Raw genomic sequence first — 18,244 nt, forward strand, 5'->3', positions numbered from 1 at the left:
CGCGGCGCCCGTGGCCCTTCCGCGCCCCCTGGTCCTGGTGCGCGGCCGCCGTGCTCGGCCGCGCGTTCACGTCCGGGCGGACCGGGTCGCGCTCGCGCGGCGGAACCGGGGGACGACCAGGGAGAGGATCGACCAGACGAGGGCGCCGCCGATCGCGACGCCCAACGAGACCAGCCCGACGGTCCATCCCGGCGGGAGGAACGAGACGGTCACGCGCTCGCCCGCGCTCGTCGGCGGGACGTCCACCGTGAGCAGGTAGTCGCGCACGGGTTCCGCGAGCGAGGCACCCTCCACCGTGTATCCGGGCCACGCGAGCCGGGAGAAGACGATCTGGCCGCCGCCCTCGGGGACGCCGTCGACCGTGAGCTCGACCCTCGTGCCGGTCACCGTGACGTCGGAGACCTCGGTGCCCTCGGACGTCCAGGCGATCCCGCCCGCCGGATCGACGGGCTCGTCCCGCACCCACGCGACGCTCAGGGGAGTGCGGCCCGCCTCGTGCCAACCGGGCGGAGGCTCGGCGTCGGCGTACGGGTCGGGCGACTCGCCGTCGGACCGCCGGACGATCTGCAGCGTGCTCACGGAGAGCAGGTCCGCGACCGGCCGTCCCGTGGTCTCGTCGGTCGCGAAGAGGGTGTCCACGACGTCCCAGCACGTGGCACCGTGAGAAGACATGCACAGGTCTTCGGAGTAGGTGCGGTACTGCAACGGGGTGTAGACGTTCTGGACGGACGCGTCGTTGAGATACCAGAGGTTCGCGTACGCGACGTCGCTCCAGGCACCGGGGACGAACTGAGGCGTGCCCACGACCATGACGTCGCCCTCCGCCTCGGGGAGCTTGTCCTGGTAGTCGGCCCGCTGCCCCGAGAGCCCGTAGTCCGGGAGCGGTGCCTGAGGGATCGTGGCGTGCTGCAGGACGACCACCAGCGTGGTCACCGCGAGCCCGCCCGCCAGGACGGCACGAGTCTGCCGCGGCCCACCCCGTCGGAGGAGCATCCCGAGCGCGACGACCCCGGCGAGCGCGAGCACGGTGGACGCCGCGTAGACCTTCCACCACGACGGCGCCTCGGCGTACGCGAAGTAGGCGCCGACGAGCACCACGACGGACACCGTGACGATCCTGCGCGTGCTCGGCCGGCCTGCGGCCCGTGCCAGGAGGACCACGACCACACCGATCACGCACGTCGCGAGGTACGGCATGAGACGGGCAGGGAACCGCAACGGTCCGACGGCGCTCGGCCCGAGGACGAAGACGGCGGCGAAGGCGCCGACGAGAAGCAGCCCGAGCAGAGTGGGCAGGACGCTCCGTGCCCGGTCGAGCCGGACGAAGAGCACGGCGGGGAGGAGCCACGCGATGTACAGGATCGGCCCGGGCGCCGGAAGCCCCCAGAAGCCGGACACCCAGGGCTGGGCTGTCGCGATCCACGACGTCGAGAGGCCCGAGAGGTCCGGGGACATGAAGTTGTCGTTGAGTATCCCCGTCGCGTCCCGAACGGTGACCGGTGCGGTGAGCAGCCCGGGCAGGTAGCTCGCGAGCGCGACGAGGCCGAGGAGCGCCCCCACCGCGAGGACGCGGACCGCCCCCGCCCGCCGCCGGGCGACGAGCGCCTCGACCAGCGTCGCGAGGATCACCGCGATGAGCATGATCGTCCCGTGGACATATCCCACGGTGATGACCAGGTAGCCGCCCAGGAAGGCCCACAACGGGCTCCCCTCCCGGCCCGCCACACGGCGGAGTCCCCACCACGCCCACGGAAGGAGGGCCCAGACGAAGAGTCCCGTGACCCACGATGCGGCGTCCACGTAGACGGTGAACCCGGTGCACGTCGTCAGCACGGCCCCGAGGAAGCCCCAGGTGCGGTCGGCGCCGTAGGAGCGCAGCACGAGGAACCAGCCGCCGGCTGCGATCGCGAGGAACGCGACCTTCACCAGGGCCGCGTACGCGGTCATGTCCTGGGCCGTGCTCGCGCCGAGCCCGACCAGCATCATGAGCGGGTTGAAGAGGCCCCACTGGCCTTCGGCCGCGTAGTTCCCCGCCATCCACCGGCTGGGCTCGAAGAACGGTATCTCGCCGGCCCGGAGGCTCTGCCCGATGACGTACCAGATGCCGTACGCGCCGGTCTGGGTGTCGTCGTTGAAGTAGAAGCGCTCGTCGAACAGGTACGGGACGAACGACAGCGCCACCGCGACGACGACGAGGGCGAGCGCCACGAGCGGGCCACGACGACCACGCTCGCCCCACGCCCGGAAGGCGTCCCACCGCGCGGGGTCGGACGGCGCCTGCGTCGGGGCGCTCGCACCGGCCTCGCCGTCCGCTGACGCCACGACCGTCGCCGGGTCGGTGCCGTCTTCCATCGTCGCCACCGCTACGCCGCCGCCCGCAGGAGGTCGACCATGTCGTGGCTCGGGCCGTCCGCACGCACGCGGCCGCCCTCGAGCAGGATGCCGCGATCGCACAGGTCGGCCACCATGTCGAGGTCGTGGCTCACGATGACGAGCGTCTTGCCCTCGTCGCGCAGGCGCCGGACCCGTGCCAGGCACTTCTTCTGGAAGGGCTCGTCACCGACCGCGAGGATCTCGTCGATCAGGAACACCTCCGGGTCGGAGTGCACCGCGACCGCGAAGGCGAGCCGCAGGAACATGCCGGACGAGTAGAACTTGACCTCGGTGTCGATGAACCGCTCGATCTCGCTGAACGCGACGATGTCGTCGAACAGGCGGTCGATGTCCTCCTCGCGCATCCCGAGGATCGCCCCGTTGAGGTAGACGTTCTCCCGTCCCGTGAGGTCCGGGTGGAAGCCCGCGCCCACCTCGATGAGACCCGCGACGCGCCCGCGGGTGCGCACGGTGCCCTGGTCGGGACGCAGCACGCCCGAGATGAGCTTGAGGAGCGTCGACTTCCCGGACCCGTTGAACCCGAGGAGCGCGACCGTCTCGCCCTCCTCCACGGTGACGTTGACGTCGTCGAGCGCGACGAAGTCGTCCGCGAGGCGCTGGCGGCGGATCGCCGACATCGCCAGCTCCTTGAGCGAGCGGTTGTGCCGCAGCGTGAACTGCTTCCGGACGTCCCGGATCTCGATGCTGGTGGTCATCTCAGAGCTCCTGGGCGAAGCGCCCCTCGAGGCGCCGGAAGACGGACTGTCCCGCGAGGAGGAGCAGCAGGGCGATGCCGAGGCCCGCCCAGCCGAAGACCCACATCGACGGAGGGAGCGCCACGTCGGGCGACGTCGTGCCCGGGTACCAGAACGCGTAGTGGAAGAGCTCGACCGCGCCGGTGAGCGGGTTGAGCTGGTAGATCGTGAACAGCCACGACGGGAGGACGTCGTGCACCGCCTCCCACGGATAGAGGACGGGCGAGAGCCACGTGGCCACCATGACGATCAGGTCGACGAAGTTCTCCGCGTCGCGGTAGAACACGTTCACCGCGCCGAAGAGCAGCCCGAGCCCCAGGGACAGGACCGCCACGATCGTGAACCCGAGGAGCCCCGCCCCGAGCTCGGCCGGGTTGGGCCGCCACCCGAAGATGAGCGCGCCGACCAGGAGGACGAGAAGCTGGGGCAGGAAGTGCACGGCCGAGACCCACAGCGACGAGACGGGGAAGAGCTCGCGGGGCAGGTAGATCTTCCGGATGAGCGGAGCGTTGCCGACGATCGACCGCGTCGCGTTCGAGAAGCCCTCGCCGAAGAAGTTGATGACGACGATTCCCGAGAACAGGTAGACCGCGTAGTCCTCGATCCCCTTGTTCAGACCGAGGAACAGGCCCAGCGCGAGGAAGAAGACGACGAACTGGACCGCAGGCTTGACGTACGACCACAGCATGCCCAGGACGGAGCCCCGGTAGCGGACCCGGACCTCCTTCTTGACGATGAGCCGGAGGAGGAAGCGGTTCCGGACCACGTCCACGAGTCCGTGGCCACGACCAGGCTCGACCAGAGGCCGCTCGGTCACGACCGTCTGGCTCATCGTGGCATCGGGGGGTTCTCGCCGAAGGTCTTCTCCCACGCCTCGACCGAGGTGATGCGCGGCAGGGCCTCGCGGTAGGTCGAGCGCAGGTCCGCCCACCGCGCGAACAGCTCCGCGTGCAGGCGCACCCCCTCGGCGAGCATGCTCCGAACCTTGCGCGGGTCACGCTTGTGCCACGACGCACCCGTGCCCTCGGCATTGGAGACGATGGCGCTGTCGTACTGCGAGAGCCGCCACCACCGCGCGTCCTGGTGCGGGACGATCGTCTGCGGCTGGTCGACCAGCTGCGGCTCGACCGGCTTGCCGACCTGGCGGATCACGGTCTTCGCCGCCCAGGGGACGAGGGTGAGGCGGTTGGGGACCTGGACGCCGCGGCCCTTGTTGCGCGGCTTGCTGGGCGCGGGCGGCGGGAAGGCGTCGAGGTCGGGCTTGTACTGCGCGTCGGTGAACTCCGCGACCATGCCGCGGATCTCCGGGAGCTTCGTCCCGATGACGCCGTGGAGGGCGTCGGGGCCCTCCAGGACGTCGCGCATGGCCATGAGACGGCCCTGCTCGGAGTAGTACTGCATCGAGATGAGGTGCTTGACGTCCATGTACGAGGACTCCCGCAGGACGCGCCCTCCACGCTCGTAGAGCGAGTAGAGGAGAGTCGTGATGAGGCGGTTGCGCTCGTGGAAGTACGCCTGCCAGCCCACCAGGTCGTCCTTGTCGGCCCACGAGACGTGCCACACCGCGGCACCGGGGAGAGACACCGTCGGGTACCCGTGCGCACGAGCGCGGAGCCCGTACTCGGCGTCGTCCCACTTGATGAAGACGGGGAGGGAGAGGCCGATCTCACGGATGACCGAGGTCGGGATGAGGCACATCCACCAGCCGTTGTAGTCGACGTCGACGCGCCTGTGCAACCACGGCGTCGACCGGAGGCCGGCACCACGGAAGTCGTGTCCGTTCTCCATGTCCTTGTGCGGCAGGCCCGGCTGGATCCGCCACGGCTCGACGATCTCGCCGAACGTGTGCAGCGTCGAGCGGTTGTACATGTCGAACATGTGCCCACCGACCAGCGTCGGCACACGGGTGAAGTCGGCGAACGTGACGAGGCGCACCACGCTCTCCGGCTCGAGGACGATGTCGTCGTCGAGCAGGATGACGTAGTCGCTCTTCCCCGCCTGGAGCGTCTCGTACATTCCTCGCGAGAAGCCGCCGGACCCCCCGATGTTGCCCTGCTCGACGATCCGGAGCTGGTCACCGAGCTCGGCCGCGACGTCGTCGAAGCCGTCCTCGTCGCGGACGCGCTTCGTCCCCTGGTCGACGACGATGAGCTCGTCGAGGACCTCCCGGACCTCGGGGCTCTCCGCGACGGTCCGGATCGTCTCCAGGCAGTAGTCGGCACGGTTGAAGGTCGTGATGCCGAGGCTGGTGCGTCCGTGACCGCGCCCCGACTCGGGGACGGACCAGGCCGCCTCGACGAGATGGAGCTGCTCGGTGCCACCGATGAGGTCGAACCAGTACCAGCCGCCGTCGCCGAACTGGCCCAGCGACAGGTCCACCACGGTGCGCCCGTCGCCGGACACCGGGTGCGACTCGACCCGCTGTTGCACGCCTCGCGCGTTGGAGCGGTACACCGTGACGGTGCCCGTGCCGCGCGTGCGCACGGTCAGCCGGACCGAGTCGACGACGGTCCACCGCCGCCAGTAGCTGGCGGGGAAGGCGTTGAAGTAGGTGGCGAACGAGATGCGCCGACCCGGCCGCACGGAGATCGAGAACCGTCCGGAGATGTCCTGGGACCGGACCGACTCGGATGCCCGCGTTCCGAGGAGGTCGGGTCGCGCCTTGCCGCCCCAGATCGACTCGAGGTCGGTCGGGATCTGCTGTGCCCGGAGCTCGCCGGCCTCGACGTACAGCGGCAGCGAGTCCGAGTCGGCGTCGACGGGGAGGATGACCCGCTGGACCGTGCGGAAACCCTCGCTCTCGAGCCCGGTGCCGGTGCCGACCGACGCGTCCGTCTTGACACTCATGCGTCCACTCCCCCGCTCTCGATGCCTGCGCCCTTGCCGAAGTGGGGCGCGAGCTTGTTGTCGACCATGGAGAGCGCGGCACCGATCGCCATGTGCATGTCCAGGTACTTGTAGGTCCCGAGCCGACCGCCGAACAGCACGTCCGTCTCGGACGCCGCGAGGTCGCGGTACTTGAGGAGCCGCTCGCGGTCTGCCGCGGTGTTCACCGGGTAGTACGGCTCGTCGGCGCGCTCGGCGAACCGGGAGAACTCTCGCATGATGACCGTCTTGTCGGTCGGGTAGTCCCGCTCCGGGTGGAAGTGACGGAACTCGTGGATCCGCGTGTACGGGACGTCGGCGTCGGCGTAGTTCATGACGGAGGTCCCCTGGAAGTCGCCGACCGGGAGCACCTCCTCCTCGAAGTCGAGCGTGCGCCACGAGAGGTCGCCCTCGGCGTAGTCGAAGTACCGGTCCACCGGCCCCGTGTAGACCACCGGGACGTTCCCGACGACGTTGCCCTTGCTGACGGGCTGCGACTCGTCGAAGAAGTCCACGCCGAGCCGGACCTCGATGTTCGGGTGGTCGGCCATGCGCTCGAGCCAGGCGGTGTACCCGTCGACGGGCAACCCCTCGTGGGTGTCGTTGAAGTACCGGTTGTCGTACGTGTAGCGCACCGGGAGCCGGGAGATGATCGACGCCGGCAGCTCGCGCGGGTCGGTCTGCCACTGCTTCGCCGTGTACTCGCGGATGAAGGCCTCGTACAGAGGTCGCCCGATCAGCGAGACGCCCTGCTCGTCGAGGTTCTCGGGCTTCTTGCCGCCGAGCTCCGCGGAGAGCTCCCTGACCAGCTCGCGCGCCGCGTCAGGACCGTGCGACGAACGGAAGAACTGGTTGATCGTGCCGAGGTTGATCGGCATCGGGAAGACCTCGCCCCGGTGCGTGGTGTAGACGCGGTGGACGTAGCTCGTGAAGGCGGTGAACCGGTTGACGTACTCCCAGACCCGCTCGTTCGAGGTGTGGAAGAGGTGGGCACCGTACCGGTGCACCTCGATGCCGGTCGTCTGCTCGGCCTCGCTGTACGCGTTGCCGCCGATGTGCGGCCTGCGGTCGATCACGAGGACCTTCCGGCCGTACTCCTCGGCGATGCGCTCAGCGACGGTCAGACCGAAGAAGCCCGACCCCACGACGACAAGATCCGCGTCCACACACTCTCCTAGCCTCGACGAACAGCCGCCCAAGCCTACAAGGTCGGGCCATCCCGCCTCGACGGACGGCTCGGGCGGTCCACATCCCCACAAGACCTTCACCACCGCGGCGGCGGCGTCTCAGCAGGCGGTGACCTCGTAGAGACGCGCCTCGCCCTCGGCAGCGACGAGCCGAGCGACGCCGGCCTCCTCGAGCCCCTCGAGGCCGGGGAACCCGCCCTGCCCGCCGTCGGAGAGATGCCTGCCCATGGTGAGCACGTAGCCGATGCCCAGGTCGTCGACCGCCTCGCAGACGGCCGGGTCGGTCAGGGCTTCGTTGAGCGAGGACGCGACGAGCGCCCGGTCGGGGTCCATCACCATGCCCATGTGCGGGTAGATCGCCTCGCGGTCGGCGAGCGCCCACACCAGCGCGCTGCCGTCCCACGGGTCGCCGGCGACGGACACCCCCTCCGGGACGATCTCGTCGAGGCGACCGAGGAGCCGCAGCTCGCGCGCGTCCACCAGGCCTGTCGACGTCGCCGCCTCGGGGTCCACCCGGTACGCGTGCGCCAGGTAGGAGAAGGACTCGCGGAACGTGGCCGTTCGCGGCAGCACCACGGAGACGAGCAGCCCCAGGACGACCGCGATCGCAGCCCCTGCCCAGGGCGAGACCCGGAGACGGTCGGTGCCGCGGACGCGCCCCACGGCGAGCGTGACGAGACGGGCCAGCCCGGCCACGGCGACGACCGTCAGGGGCACGCCGACCAGGGGCAGGAGGGCCGCGATGCGCTGGGGGTCGGCATACCAGTAGCCGGTGAGGGTGCCGCGCAGCGGGATGTCGACCGCGCGCACGAGCAGGTAGAGGCCGGCCAGGATCGCGTAGGCGAACGGCAGCCAGCGCCACCGCGCGACGAAGAGCGCCGCGACGGCCCCGACGAGGACGAGCGCCCCGACCAGGATGTTCGGGGTCCCCGGGGACAGGATCTCGGTCTCCGGGAAGTTGGGGGTGATCGACGGGTGCATGGCGGTCAGCCGCAGCACCTCGGCCGTGGCCTGCTCCCGGCCCGCGGTGACGGCCCACACGACCTTCCCGCGGAACCCGCTCACGAGCGGGAGCATGCCGAGCGCCCGGTACCCCGCCGCGACGACGAGGACGGTGACCGGCCACGGGAGCAGGGCGACGACCCATCCGCGCCCTCGGTGGCGGAGCCGGGCCGTCACCTGGACGAGCGCGTGCACCACCAGGGGGATCGCGACGAACCCGAGCGCGAAGACGCCGTTGGGCTGCGCGAAGGTGAGCGCGACCAGCCCGGTCAGGACGCCGGCGACGGCCGGGAGCCGCCCGCGGCCGTGCGTGCGGACCAGCGCGAGGACGCTGAGGGCCAGGACTCCGGGCAGGATCGCGTAGGAGAGGACGTTCGGGTACAGGAGCCCGAACGACAGGAGCCGGTTGGGGAACTGCGTCATCGCGAAGGAGAGCGGGACGACGATCCCCAGGAGGAGCGGGCGCGGGCCGAGGAGCAGTCGCCCGAGGGCGAGCATGCTGAGCGGCCAGACCACGCACGTGGTCGCCACGGAGACCCAGTTCGCCGCGACCGGGATCTCGGCCCCCGTGACCTGCACGACGAGGCTGACGAAGCCGTGCCACAGCCCCGGGTAGAAGGCCGTCGTGGCCTCGGGCTGCGTCAGGGTCATGTGGAACGACGAGGCGTCGCCGTTCTCGAGGATCATCCGGACCGAGTTCAGGTGGTACGGCGTGTCAAAGGTCTGCGCGACACGGTCGGGGCCCCCGATCGCCGCGGCGGTCCTGCGCACCTGGAGGGCGACGGCCACCAGCCCGGTGACGCCGACCGCGACGGCGACCGCGGCGCGTGTCCGGCCACGGCGCAGCGTCCCCGTGCTCCGTCGGCCCGACAGGAGCCAGACGCCGTACCCGAGCGCGGTCACGACCGCGGAGCCGACCGCCACCCACGCGACGTTCCAGCCCACCCCGAGCTCGCCGAGCACGACCGCCGTCGAACCGACCACCGCGCCGGAGAGCGCGGGCGCCGCACCCCAGGCGACGAGGCCGCGCAGCCCCAGCCCGTAGGCGGGGCCGACTCCAGGGACGACGAGGACGAGCACCGCGACGAGCGCGGCGGGCCACGTGACGAGCCACTCACCCACGCCGACGCCCTCCCCGGTCTGCGAGGAAGGTGCGGTACAGGACGGTGCGCACCTTCTCCGGGACGAGACGGTACCCGCCCCGGACGACGACGTTGCGCACGGCCTGTGCCCGCGTCGTGAAGCCGAGGCGACGCATCCGGCGCTGGAGCTCGATCTCGGACCGCAGCAGGCGCGTCCCCCCACGTCGCGCGTACGCCCCGGCCCCGACCCGGTAGAGCAGCAGGGGCTCGGGGACGTTGCAGCCCCGAGCGCCGGCCGCGAGCATGCGCGCGAAGAGCCAGTAGTCCTCGAGCAGCGGGAGGTCGCGGTAGCCACCGGCGGCAGACACGGCGGAGCGGCGGAAGACCACGGTCGGGTGGTTGAACGGCGAGTGGAAGCGGGCGCCGGTCGTGATGGCGTCGCTGGAGAGCGGCGGGACCCGCACGAGCCCCGGCTCGTCCTCGGAGACGAACTCCTGGATGGCGGACCCGACGATGTCGTACCCCTCGGCGACCAGCGGGACCTGGCGCGCGAACCGCTCGGGCCGGCACACGTCGTCCGCGTCCGTCCGCGCGACGATCTCGTGGCTGCAGCGGGCGAGCCCGGCCTCGAGCGCGAGCGCGAGGCCCACGTTCCGCTCGAGGCGGAGGACGGTGACGGCCTGCGCCGTGTCCTCGATCTCGGCGACGACCTCCGCGAGCGCGGGACCGACGGGACCATCCTGGACGAGCACGACCTCGTCGGGCGGAAGATGCTGCTCCGTCGTCGCCGAGCGGTAGGCGCGGCGCAGGTGCGCCGCGTCGTCGCCGTGGTAGACCGGGAGGAGGAGCGAGAAGGGCGGCGTCGACCCCGTGGTCATGCCGGCGCGCCCGGCCGCCCGCGACGCGCGTCGAGCGCGTCCACCTCCGCGGTCAGCGGTCCCATCGCGGCGAGCACCGTCGCGTTGCGCCGTGGCCGTCGGAGCACGCCGTCGCGCGCGCCCCGCAACGCCGCGGCCCGCAGGACCTCGCGGCGCTCCGAGCCGCGGAACGTGCGAGCCCAGCGGCGCAGCGAGGCGCCCAGGTAGAGGAACCGCTCCTCCGGCGAGAGCGAGGGCGAGCGCAGGAGCATCCAGAGCTTGTTCCGCACCTCGTAGTAGAAGCGCTCGCCGGGGTCGGCGTCCGTGGCCCCGAACTTCTTGGTCCGGTGCTCGACGACGGAGGCCGGCACGTGCAGGCCGGTCCCGCGGCGCAGCAGCCGCGCCGAGTACTCGAAGTCGTCGTTCCAGATGAAGTAGTCCGCGACGGGCAGGCCGTGGTGCCGGATCGCCCGCGCGTCGACCAGCATCGAGACGAACGAGGAGGACCGCACGGGAAGCGCCCCGGACTCCCGGGCCCGCGCTATCTGCTCCGCGGACGCCCCCGGGCGACGGCGCGGCGTGTTCATCGGGTGGTCGCGGCCGTCGTGCCAGACGACGCGGCTCCCCAGCAGCGCGACCGGGCCCGGGTACGCCTCTCGCGCGGCGAGCAGCTCGGCGAGGGCCGTCGGAGTCGGGATCGTGTCGTCGTCCATCAGCCAGACGAGGTCCGCGTCGAGGGCCTCGACCGCGTGGGCCATGCCGACCGCGAAGCCGCCGGCTCCGCCGGTGTTCCGGGGCAGCTCGAGCACCTCCGCCCCGACGGGGTGCTCGGCCGCCACGACCGCCGAGTCATCGTGGGACGCGTTGTCGACCACGACGACCGCGTCGAGCGGACGGGTCTGTGCGGCGAGCGCGTCGAGCGCCTCGACGAGCAGGTCACGCCGGTCGTACGCGACGACGACCGCGGCGATTCGCATGGAGAACCTCGGGGATCGGCTGGATGGAGACGAGCGAAGGCGCTCGTGCAGGATAGTCCACCCGCAGCGGGTGGATGCGCAGGTCAGGAGGCCTGCAGGCGGCGTCCGGACGATGAGCGGGAGGGCGCGCGCGCGGCTCAGGCCTCGTCGGGGCCGTCGCCCCGCCCCAGCACGACGCGCGGCACGCCGGCCCAGCGCCCGGCGTCCGTGACGCCCCGACCGTCGACGACGAGCCGCACCCCCGGCACGCTCTCGCGGCCGACCTCACGGTACTCGGCGTGGTCGGTCTGGACCACGACGACGTCGGCCTCGTCTCCCAGGTGGAAGGGAGCGAAGCCGAGCGCGGCGAGCTCGGCGTCGGAGTAGAGGGGATCGTGCACGCGGACCGACGCGCCCCGCGCCTCCAGGACCTTCACGGTGGCGAAGACCCCGGAGAACGCGGTCTCCTTCACCCCGCCGCGGTACGCGGCGCCGAGCACGACGGCGTCCAGACCGTCGAGCGACCCCAGGAGGTCCGCCGCACGACCCACGACGCGTTCCGGCATGGACGCGTTGACCGCACGGGCCTCGCGCACGATGGACGCGTCCGGGTCGACCGACAGGTACAGCCGCGGGTACACCGGGATGCAGTGCCCTCCGACGGCGATCCCCGGACGGTGGATGTGGCTGTACGGCTGGGAGTTGCTCGCGTCGATCACCGCGTGCACGTCGATGCCCTGCCTGTCGGCGAACAGCGCGAACTGGTTCGCGAGACCGATGTTGACGTCGCGGTACGTCGTCTCGGCGAGCTTCGCGAGCTCGGAGGCCTCCGCCGAGCCGAGGTCCCAGACCCCGTTCTCGCGGTCCAGGTCGGGACGGTCGTCGAAGTCGAGCACGGCCTCGTAGAACTCCCGCGCCTTCTGCGCCCCATCGGGCGAGAGCCCGCCGACCAGCTTGGGGTACTTGCGCAGGTCCGCGAACACGCGACCGGTCAGCACGCGCTCCGGGGAGAACACGAGGTGGAAGTCCTCGCCCTCCACCAGGCCCGAGATCTCCTCGAGCATCGGCTTCCACCGGTTGCGGGTGGTGCCGACGGGGAGCGTCGTCTCGTACGAGACGAGCGTCCCCGCCGTCAGGTGCTCCGCGAGGGACCTCGTCGCGGCGTCCATCCAGCCGAAGTCCGGCGCCGCCGTCTCCTCGTCGACGAACAGCGGGACCACCAGCACGACGGCGTCGGCACCCGGGATCGCCTCGGAATAGTCGGTGGTCGCGCGCAGCCGGCCGGCCGGGACCAGCTCAGCGAGCTTCTCGGCGAGGTGCGCCTCACCCGGGAACGGCTCCCTGCCCTCGTTGACCGTGGCGACCGTACCGGCGTTGACGTCGACTCCGATCACCTCGTGTCCCTTGGACGCGAACTGGACGGCCAGGGGAAGGCCGATCTTCCCCAGGGCGACGACGGCGATGCGCATCGAGTGTTCCTTCCGGCGAGCGGGTGGTCGGTCCGGCAGCGTCTCCCGGATCGGGGGACCGCGACGGTGTCGTTCATCGTCGAGCGGTCGGACCACCGTGCAGGATACGCGAGGCGAGGGTCACCGCGGCAGCAGCGCGAGGACCTCGGGACCCAGCACCTCGCCGAGACGCGCCGCCATCGTGGCCGTCAGGTGCGTCCCGTCGCGGTACACCAGGGTGTTGTCGATGATCACGGGGCACGCCTCCGGGTTGCACAGGTACTCGTCGAGGTCGACGAACCGCGCCCCGGCGGCCTCCGCCGCGGCTCGCTGGCCCTCCTGGACGACGACGTTGCGCACCTCGACGCCCAGGTCGCACGCCGCCGCGTCCTGCACGTGGTCGGAGAGGCACACGCCGGGCGCCGTCCCGGGCGTCGGGGTGTCCCCCACCACCAGCACCTGGGTCGTCGACGGGAGCGCTCGGAGCGTCCGCCCGAGAGCCTCGCCCCACTCGTCCGGGCCGAAGCGCGCGCCGTCCGCTCCGCCCGACTCGCCCGCGTAGTCGGCGACGACCACGACCGCGGGCGGATCGGTCCGCAGCAGATCGAGCACCGCCGCCCGCCACGGCGGGCACGTCGGGTAGGGCTGCCCCCTGCCCGTGACCACACCGAGGTCCGACGCGGGACAGCCGCTCTTGGTCATGACGTCCAGGCGGATCGAGCCGGCGTCCGCCAGCGGGCTCAGCGCAGGGACGAGCTGGCTGGCGTGCGAGTCGCCGAACAGGACGACCCGCGGAGCCGCCGGGTCGGCGCCGTAGACGCACGACGAGCGGGGCTCCTGCTCGGACGCGTCGAGCTGGCAGCCGTCCTCGTAGACCACCGGAAGGTCGTCCGCGGCCTCGGCGAGCGACGGCTCGAGGTTCGCGGGGACGACCGGCGTGCCGACGGGAGCGCGTCGCAGCTCGGTGGCGGTGACCACGGTCGCCGACGACTGCGGCGCGCGGTCCGCGCCCCAGACCGCCAGCCCGGCCGACGCGACGACGACGGCGGTCGCCGCGAGCACCGCGAGTCCCACCCTCCGCGGCCGGGCCGACCGCAGTCGCCGCGCCGTGCGGAACGGGGTCTCGACGAACCGGTACGAGAGCCAGGCGAGCGGGACGCACGCCGCAGCGACGAGCAGCTGCCAGGGCAGCGGCACGGGCTCCGCCCGGCCGAGGATCGCCTGCGGGAGCGTCATCGCGGGCCAGTGGACCAGGTAGAGCGAGTAGGAGATCCCGCCGACCCAGACCATGGGCGAGCGCGCGAGCACCGCGGCCGGACCGCCCGGCCCGGCGCTCGCACCGGCGAGGATCACGAGCGCCGTCCCCGCCACGGGGAGCACAGCCCAGGGTCCCGGGAACGGCGTCGACGCGTCGAGCAGGAGGACCGACGCGACGATCGCCGTCAGCCCCGCCCAACCCAGAGGGACGGCAAGGGACCGGCGCAGGACGGAGCCACGACCCACGACCGCCGCCACCAGGCCTCCGGCCGCGAGCTCCCAGGCCCGCGTGGGAAGGCCGAAGAAGGCCCAGGGCTGAGCCCGGACGGTCAGCACGAGGCACGCCACGAACGAGACCACGACGACGGCGCCCATCAGCACCGTCAGTACCCGGTGCGACCGCCGCAGGGCGAAGAAGCCCACCAGGAGCAACGGCCACACGAGGTAGAACTGCTCCTCGACCCCGAGCGACCAGTAGTGCTGGAAGAGGGACGGCGGATCCGTCTCGTTGAGGTACTGCGTCCCCCGGTACGCGAAGAGCAGGTTGGGCACGTAGACGGCGGTGGCTACGGCGTCGACGGCCGCTTCCCGGACGCGCACCGGTCCGAGCGTGAGCGCCGCCACCGCCAGGGTCACCAGGAGCACGGCGAACGACGCCGGCAGGATGCGACGGGCGCGGCGGGCGTAGAACTCGGCGAACCCGACCGTCCCGCCGGTCTCGAGCGAGCGGAGCAGGTGGCCGGTGATGAGGAATCCCGAGATGACGAAGAAGACGTCGACGCCGACGTAGCCTCCCGGCAGCCAGGGCACTCCCGCGTGGTAGAGCACGACCGCACCGACCGCCACGGCCCGCAGACCCTGGACGTCCAGGCGGAACCGCTCGGCGGGCCGCTTCCCCTCCTGGGTGGCCGTGCTCGCCGGGGCGCTCCCGACGGGGTCGGCGGAGCGACGCGTGGAGGGAGACCGGTGCACGGGACGGGTGTGCTCTCTACGAGTGGACAGTGACCGGCCGAAGACTACCCGCGGTCGTCGGCCGGGCCGGTCACGACCCCTGCCCGGCCTCGTACCCGGCGAGCGACGCACGCACGGCGTCCGAGACGACCCCCGACCCCCCGAGCACCACGATCTGCGCCGGGTCGAGCCGGTCCAGCTCGGCCGCGACCGCTGCCGGGACGCGACTGCTCGACGTGAGCAGCACGGGCCCGCCGGCAGCCCCGGCCGCGGCGGCACCAGAGAGGCTGTCGGGGAAGTCGAGCCCGTTGGCGACGTACACGACCGGTACCCCCGGGGAGAAGGCTGCCGCGGACACGGCGGCGGACGTCCCGAAGCGGTCACTGCCCGAGGTCCGGGCCACGCCCTTCGACGCCAGTGCACCGAGCTGACCCGCGACTGCCTCGGACACCGACCCGGTCCCGCCCAGCACCACGATCCGGTCGGGCTGCAGCCGCCGGAGCTCGGCCTCGACGGAGGCAGGGACGGAGGTCGGGCCGACGAGCAGCACCGGGGCGCCGGCCGCGCCCGCCACCGGGGCGGCGGAAAGAGCGTCGGGGAACGCGAGCCCGTTCGCGACGTACACGACGGGTACGGCGGGCGCGAAGGTCGCCGACGAGATCGCCGCGGAGGTGGCGTACCTGTCGGTACCGGCGAGACGGGTCACCTTCCCGGTCGTCGCGAGGTCCGAGAGCTGCGCGACGACGGTCCCGGAAACCACGCCCGACCCGCCGAGCACGACGATCTCCTGCGGCCGGAGCCGGCGGAGCTCGGCGGCGACGGGAGCCGGCACGGCACCGGGTGCGACCAGCAGCACCGGAGCGCCGGAGACGACTGCGGCGGCGCCGCCGGAGAGCGCGTCGGGGAACGCGAGCCCGTTCGCCACGTAGGCGACGCGCGCCCCCGGTTCGAACGTCGCGGCGGAGATCGCCGCCGAGGTGGCGTACCGGTTGGCCCCCGAGACCCGTTCGACCATCTCCGCGCGGAACGCCTGGTAGTGCCCGGCCGCGAGCTCGCGGATACGCGCCAGCTTCCCGTAGGCGAGCGTCCCGGGGCACTCGGTCTGGTGGGTGTCCCGGTGACCGAAGATGCGCGGGAGGACCACCGACTGCCCGGCCTCGAACCGTCCACCGGCCGTCTTGCTCGCCGCTGTGAAGGTGGTGCTCCCGGCAGGGTCGACGCCGTACTGCGCCAGGCGGAACGCGATGATCCGCGCGACTCCGTCGAGCTGGGCGTCCGTCGGGGTCACGCTCGTGAACGTGCCGACCATCGCCACGCCCACAGTGCCCGTGTTGAAGCCCCCGGTGTGCGCACCGATGAGCGCCGACTCGATGCTGGAGTCGGCGCCTTCGTAGACGTTGCCCCACTTGTCGACGAGGAAGTTGTAGCCCAGGTCGCACCAGCCGTTCCCCTTCGGCGGCTCCGCCTGGTGGAACGCCTGGTCGTTCCGGATGATCTGCATCAGCTGCGCTGTGGTCGTGTAGTCGTTCGCGTTGACCGTGTGGTGGACGGTGCCGCCCTTGAGCGCGGGAGCGGAGTCCCAGGCGCACGACGCCGGAGCGGCGCCCCACTGTTCACGGGTCACGATCGCCGGTCCGGCCACGCTCGCGGTCGCGGCGTCCGTGGTACGGGCCTCGGTCACCGGACCGGACCGCCGCGCGGTGGGCGACCCCGTCAGCGCGGACGAGACCGTCGTCACCCGGATGCCCTCAGGCAGCACCGCACCGGCCTCGACGGTGGAGACCTGCACCTCCTCCGACTGGCCCACGTAGACCGTGCTCGACGTCACGATCTCGCTGTGGCTGCCGGAGTCCGCTCCGTCGGCCGACCGCTCCACGTGGATCCACGGTCCCCACGCGCCGTCGACCGCCCGCGCGCGCAGCCGGAGCTCCGGGACCGCGGGGTCGAGGTCCGACGGCCAGGTCACGGCAGCGGTCTGGAAGCCGTCCGCGACGAGGACGACACCGCTCGAGGTCGGGTCGTGCGACTCGACGGTGGCCGGCGTCGTGCCGAGCCGCGGCAGCGCAGCAGGTGCGTCCGGTGCCGCCGCAGAGGCTTCCTGCGGCCCGGCGACCGCTGACCGCGGCAGGGCGGCGGCGGACGCTGCGGGCGCGGCCGAGAGCGCCAGCAACGGCACCAGGCCGAGGGCGAGAAGTCGTGCGACGACGGCACGCGCGGGCTCAGCCGCCCGGTGCGCCGTCGAGCTCCTGGTCGGGATCTTCCGTGCTTCGTCGCGCGCCACGGTCTCGCCTCCTGGGTACGTGGGCAGTCCGCGTAGACGAAGACGGCGGACGGTGCGTGAACCTAGCCCAGATCCCTTCCCAGGAAAAGCCCCATTCCGGGCGGGGCGCTCGCCGTACCCGCTCCCGATAGCATCGACGACCGTGAAGATCCTCAGCGTCGTCGGCGCGCGCCCCCAGTTCGTCAAGCTCGCACCGATCGCCCACGCGGCGGCTGCCGCGGGCGTCGAGCACGTCATCGTCCACACCGGGCAGCACTACGACCCGATGCTGTCGGACGTGTTCTTCCGAGACCTGGGCATCCCTGCCCCGGACGTGCACCTGGGGGTCGGGTCGGGCAGCCACGGCGTGCAGACAGGGGCCATCCTCGGCGCCCTCGACGGGGTGCTCGACGAGCACCGCCCCGACTGGGTGCTCGCCTACGGCGACACGAACTCCACGCTCGCGGCCGCCGTCTCAGCGGTGAAGCTGCACGTCCCGCTCGCGCACCTGGAGGCCGGCCTCCGGTCGTTCAACCGGCGCATGCCGGAGGAGCACAACCGCGTGCTCACGGACCACGCAGCCGACCTCTGCCTCGCACCGACGCAGGTCGCGATGGACCACCTCGCCTCCGAGGGGCTCGCCGGTCGCTCCGTCCTCGTCGGCGACGTGATGACCGACGTGCTCTTCCAGGTGCGGGACGCCGTCGCCGACCGCGACGTCCCGATCCTCGACGAGCTCGACCTGGTCACGGGCGAGTTCTACCTCGCCACGATCCACCGTGCGGAGAACACCGACGACCGGGCGCGGATGGCGATGATCGTCGAGGCCCTCGCCGGGCTGGACCGTCCGGTCGTGCTGCTCGCCCATCCCCGGGTGGTCGCGAAGGCGGCGGAGCACGGTCTCTCGCTCGACACGGGCGCGCTGCGCTCCCACGCGCCCCTCGCCTACCCCGACCTGGTCGCGGCGTCCCTGCGCAGCCGCGGCGTCGTCACCGACTCGGGCGGCCTGCAGAAGGAGGCGTTCCTGCTGCGGGTCCCGTGCACCACGATCCGGACGGAGACCGAGTGGGTCGAGACGGTCGAGCTCGGCTGGAACGTGCTCGCCAACGACGTGGTGGCGATCCGCGACGCCGTCGCACGGCCCGTGCCCGCCGCGACCGAGGAGGCTCCCTACGGTGACGGGGACGCCGCCCGGCGGGTCGTGGAGACGCTCGTGGAGCTCGCCTCGACGGTGCCGGACCGGGCCTGACG

The 18,244-nt window shown here is 72.1% G+C and carries 12 protein-coding genes; 1 reads left to right on the forward strand and 11 read right to left on the reverse strand.

Annotated elements, in window-relative coordinates; translation table 11 throughout:
• Positions 1 to 66: 66 nt before the first annotated feature.
• From NF338_RS06050 to NF338_RS06100, 11 genes are all read right to left on the reverse strand, one after another.
• Complete coding sequence (locus NF338_RS06050; protein WP_264029950.1) at positions 67 to 2,352, reverse strand: hypothetical protein; 2,286 nt, start codon at positions 2,350 to 2,352, stop codon at positions 67 to 69.
• Positions 2,353 to 2,363: 11 nt separating this feature from the next.
• Entirely contained in the window at positions 2,364 to 3,089 is a 726-nt protein-coding gene (locus NF338_RS06055) for an ABC transporter ATP-binding protein (RefSeq protein ID WP_087469582.1), read from the reverse strand.
• A 1-nt stretch (position 3,090) separates the two neighbouring features.
• On the reverse strand, positions 3,091 to 3,960 hold the full coding sequence (locus NF338_RS06060) for an ABC transporter permease (RefSeq protein WP_087469583.1): 870 nt from the start codon (positions 3,958 to 3,960) through the stop codon (positions 3,091 to 3,093).
• The gene (locus NF338_RS06065; RefSeq protein ID WP_264029951.1) at positions 3,957 to 5,975 is read right to left on the reverse strand and encodes a glycosyltransferase; all 2,019 of its coding nucleotides are present in this window, start codon (positions 5,973 to 5,975) and stop codon (positions 3,957 to 3,959) included. Before NF338_RS06065 ends, NF338_RS06060 begins: the two co-directional genes overlap by 4 nt.
• Entirely contained in the window at positions 5,972 to 7,159 is a 1,188-nt protein-coding gene (gene glf / locus NF338_RS06070) for a UDP-galactopyranose mutase (RefSeq protein WP_264029952.1), read from the reverse strand. The genes NF338_RS06065 and glf overlap by 4 nt, the downstream gene beginning before the upstream one ends.
• A 120-nt stretch (positions 7,160 to 7,279) precedes the next feature.
• A complete protein-coding gene (locus NF338_RS06075) occupies positions 7,280 to 9,304 on the reverse strand; it encodes a DUF6541 family protein (RefSeq protein ID WP_264029953.1) in 2,025 nt (674 codons plus the stop codon).
• Positions 9,297 to 10,142 (reverse strand): glycosyltransferase, encoded by an 846-nt coding sequence (locus NF338_RS06080; RefSeq protein WP_264029954.1) that lies wholly within the window; start codon positions 10,140 to 10,142, stop codon positions 9,297 to 9,299. The genes NF338_RS06075 and NF338_RS06080 overlap by 8 nt, the downstream gene beginning before the upstream one ends.
• Positions 10,139 to 11,098, reverse strand: coding sequence for a glycosyltransferase family 2 protein (locus NF338_RS06085; protein WP_264029955.1), 960 nt, complete (start codon positions 11,096 to 11,098; stop codon positions 10,139 to 10,141). The genes NF338_RS06080 and NF338_RS06085 overlap by 4 nt, the downstream gene beginning before the upstream one ends.
• 137 nt (positions 11,099 to 11,235) lie before the next feature.
• Positions 11,236 to 12,546: a nucleotide sugar dehydrogenase gene (locus tag NF338_RS06090; protein WP_264029956.1), complete on the reverse strand. Its 1,311-nt coding sequence runs from the start codon at positions 12,544 to 12,546 to the stop codon at positions 11,236 to 11,238.
• Positions 12,547 to 12,666: 120 nt separating this feature from the next.
• A complete protein-coding gene (locus NF338_RS06095; protein ID WP_264029957.1) occupies positions 12,667 to 14,754 on the reverse strand; it encodes an acyltransferase family protein in 2,088 nt (695 codons plus the stop codon).
• A gap of 70 nt (positions 14,755 to 14,824) precedes the next feature.
• Positions 14,825 to 17,014, reverse strand: a complete 2,190-nt coding sequence (locus NF338_RS06100) for a cell wall-binding repeat-containing protein (RefSeq protein ID WP_264029958.1) — start codon at positions 17,012 to 17,014, stop codon at positions 14,825 to 14,827.
• Positions 17,015 to 17,156: 142 nt separating this feature from the next.
• Between NF338_RS06100 and wecB the strand changes: the two genes are divergently transcribed.
• Positions 17,157 to 18,242: a non-hydrolyzing UDP-N-acetylglucosamine 2-epimerase gene (wecB, locus tag NF338_RS06105; RefSeq protein WP_087469588.1), complete on the forward strand. Its 1,086-nt coding sequence runs from the start codon at positions 17,157 to 17,159 to the stop codon at positions 18,240 to 18,242.
• Positions 18,243 to 18,244: the final 2 nt, after the last annotated feature.

The sequence above is a fragment of the Cellulosimicrobium sp. SH8 genome (assembly GCF_025818875.1).
Taxonomy (GTDB): domain Bacteria; phylum Actinomycetota; class Actinomycetes; order Actinomycetales; family Cellulomonadaceae; genus Cellulosimicrobium; species Cellulosimicrobium cellulans_D.

Excerpts from the sequence above, each read along its gene's own strand:
- NF338_RS06065 (WP_264029951.1), bottom strand. The coding sequence starts at position 5,975 with ATGAGTGTCAAGACGGACGCGTCGGTCGGCACCGGCACCGGGCTCGAG.
- NF338_RS06080 (WP_264029954.1), bottom strand. The coding sequence starts at position 10,142 with ATGACCACGGGGTCGACGCCGCCCTTCTCGCTCCTCCTCCCGGTCTAC.
- NF338_RS06090 (WP_264029956.1), bottom strand. The coding sequence starts at position 12,546 with ATGCGCATCGCCGTCGTCGCCCTGGGGAAGATCGGCCTTCCCCTGGCC.
- NF338_RS06085 (WP_264029955.1), bottom strand. The coding sequence starts at position 11,098 with ATGCGAATCGCCGCGGTCGTCGTCGCGTACGACCGGCGTGACCTGCTC.
- NF338_RS06060 (WP_087469583.1), bottom strand. The coding sequence starts at position 3,960 with ATGAGCCAGACGGTCGTGACCGAGCGGCCTCTGGTCGAGCCTGGTCGT.
- NF338_RS06055 (WP_087469582.1), bottom strand. The coding sequence starts at position 3,089 with ATGACCACCAGCATCGAGATCCGGGACGTCCGGAAGCAGTTCACGCTG.
- NF338_RS06050 (WP_264029950.1), bottom strand. The coding sequence starts at position 2,352 with ATGGAAGACGGCACCGACCCGGCGACGGTCGTGGCGTCAGCGGACGGC.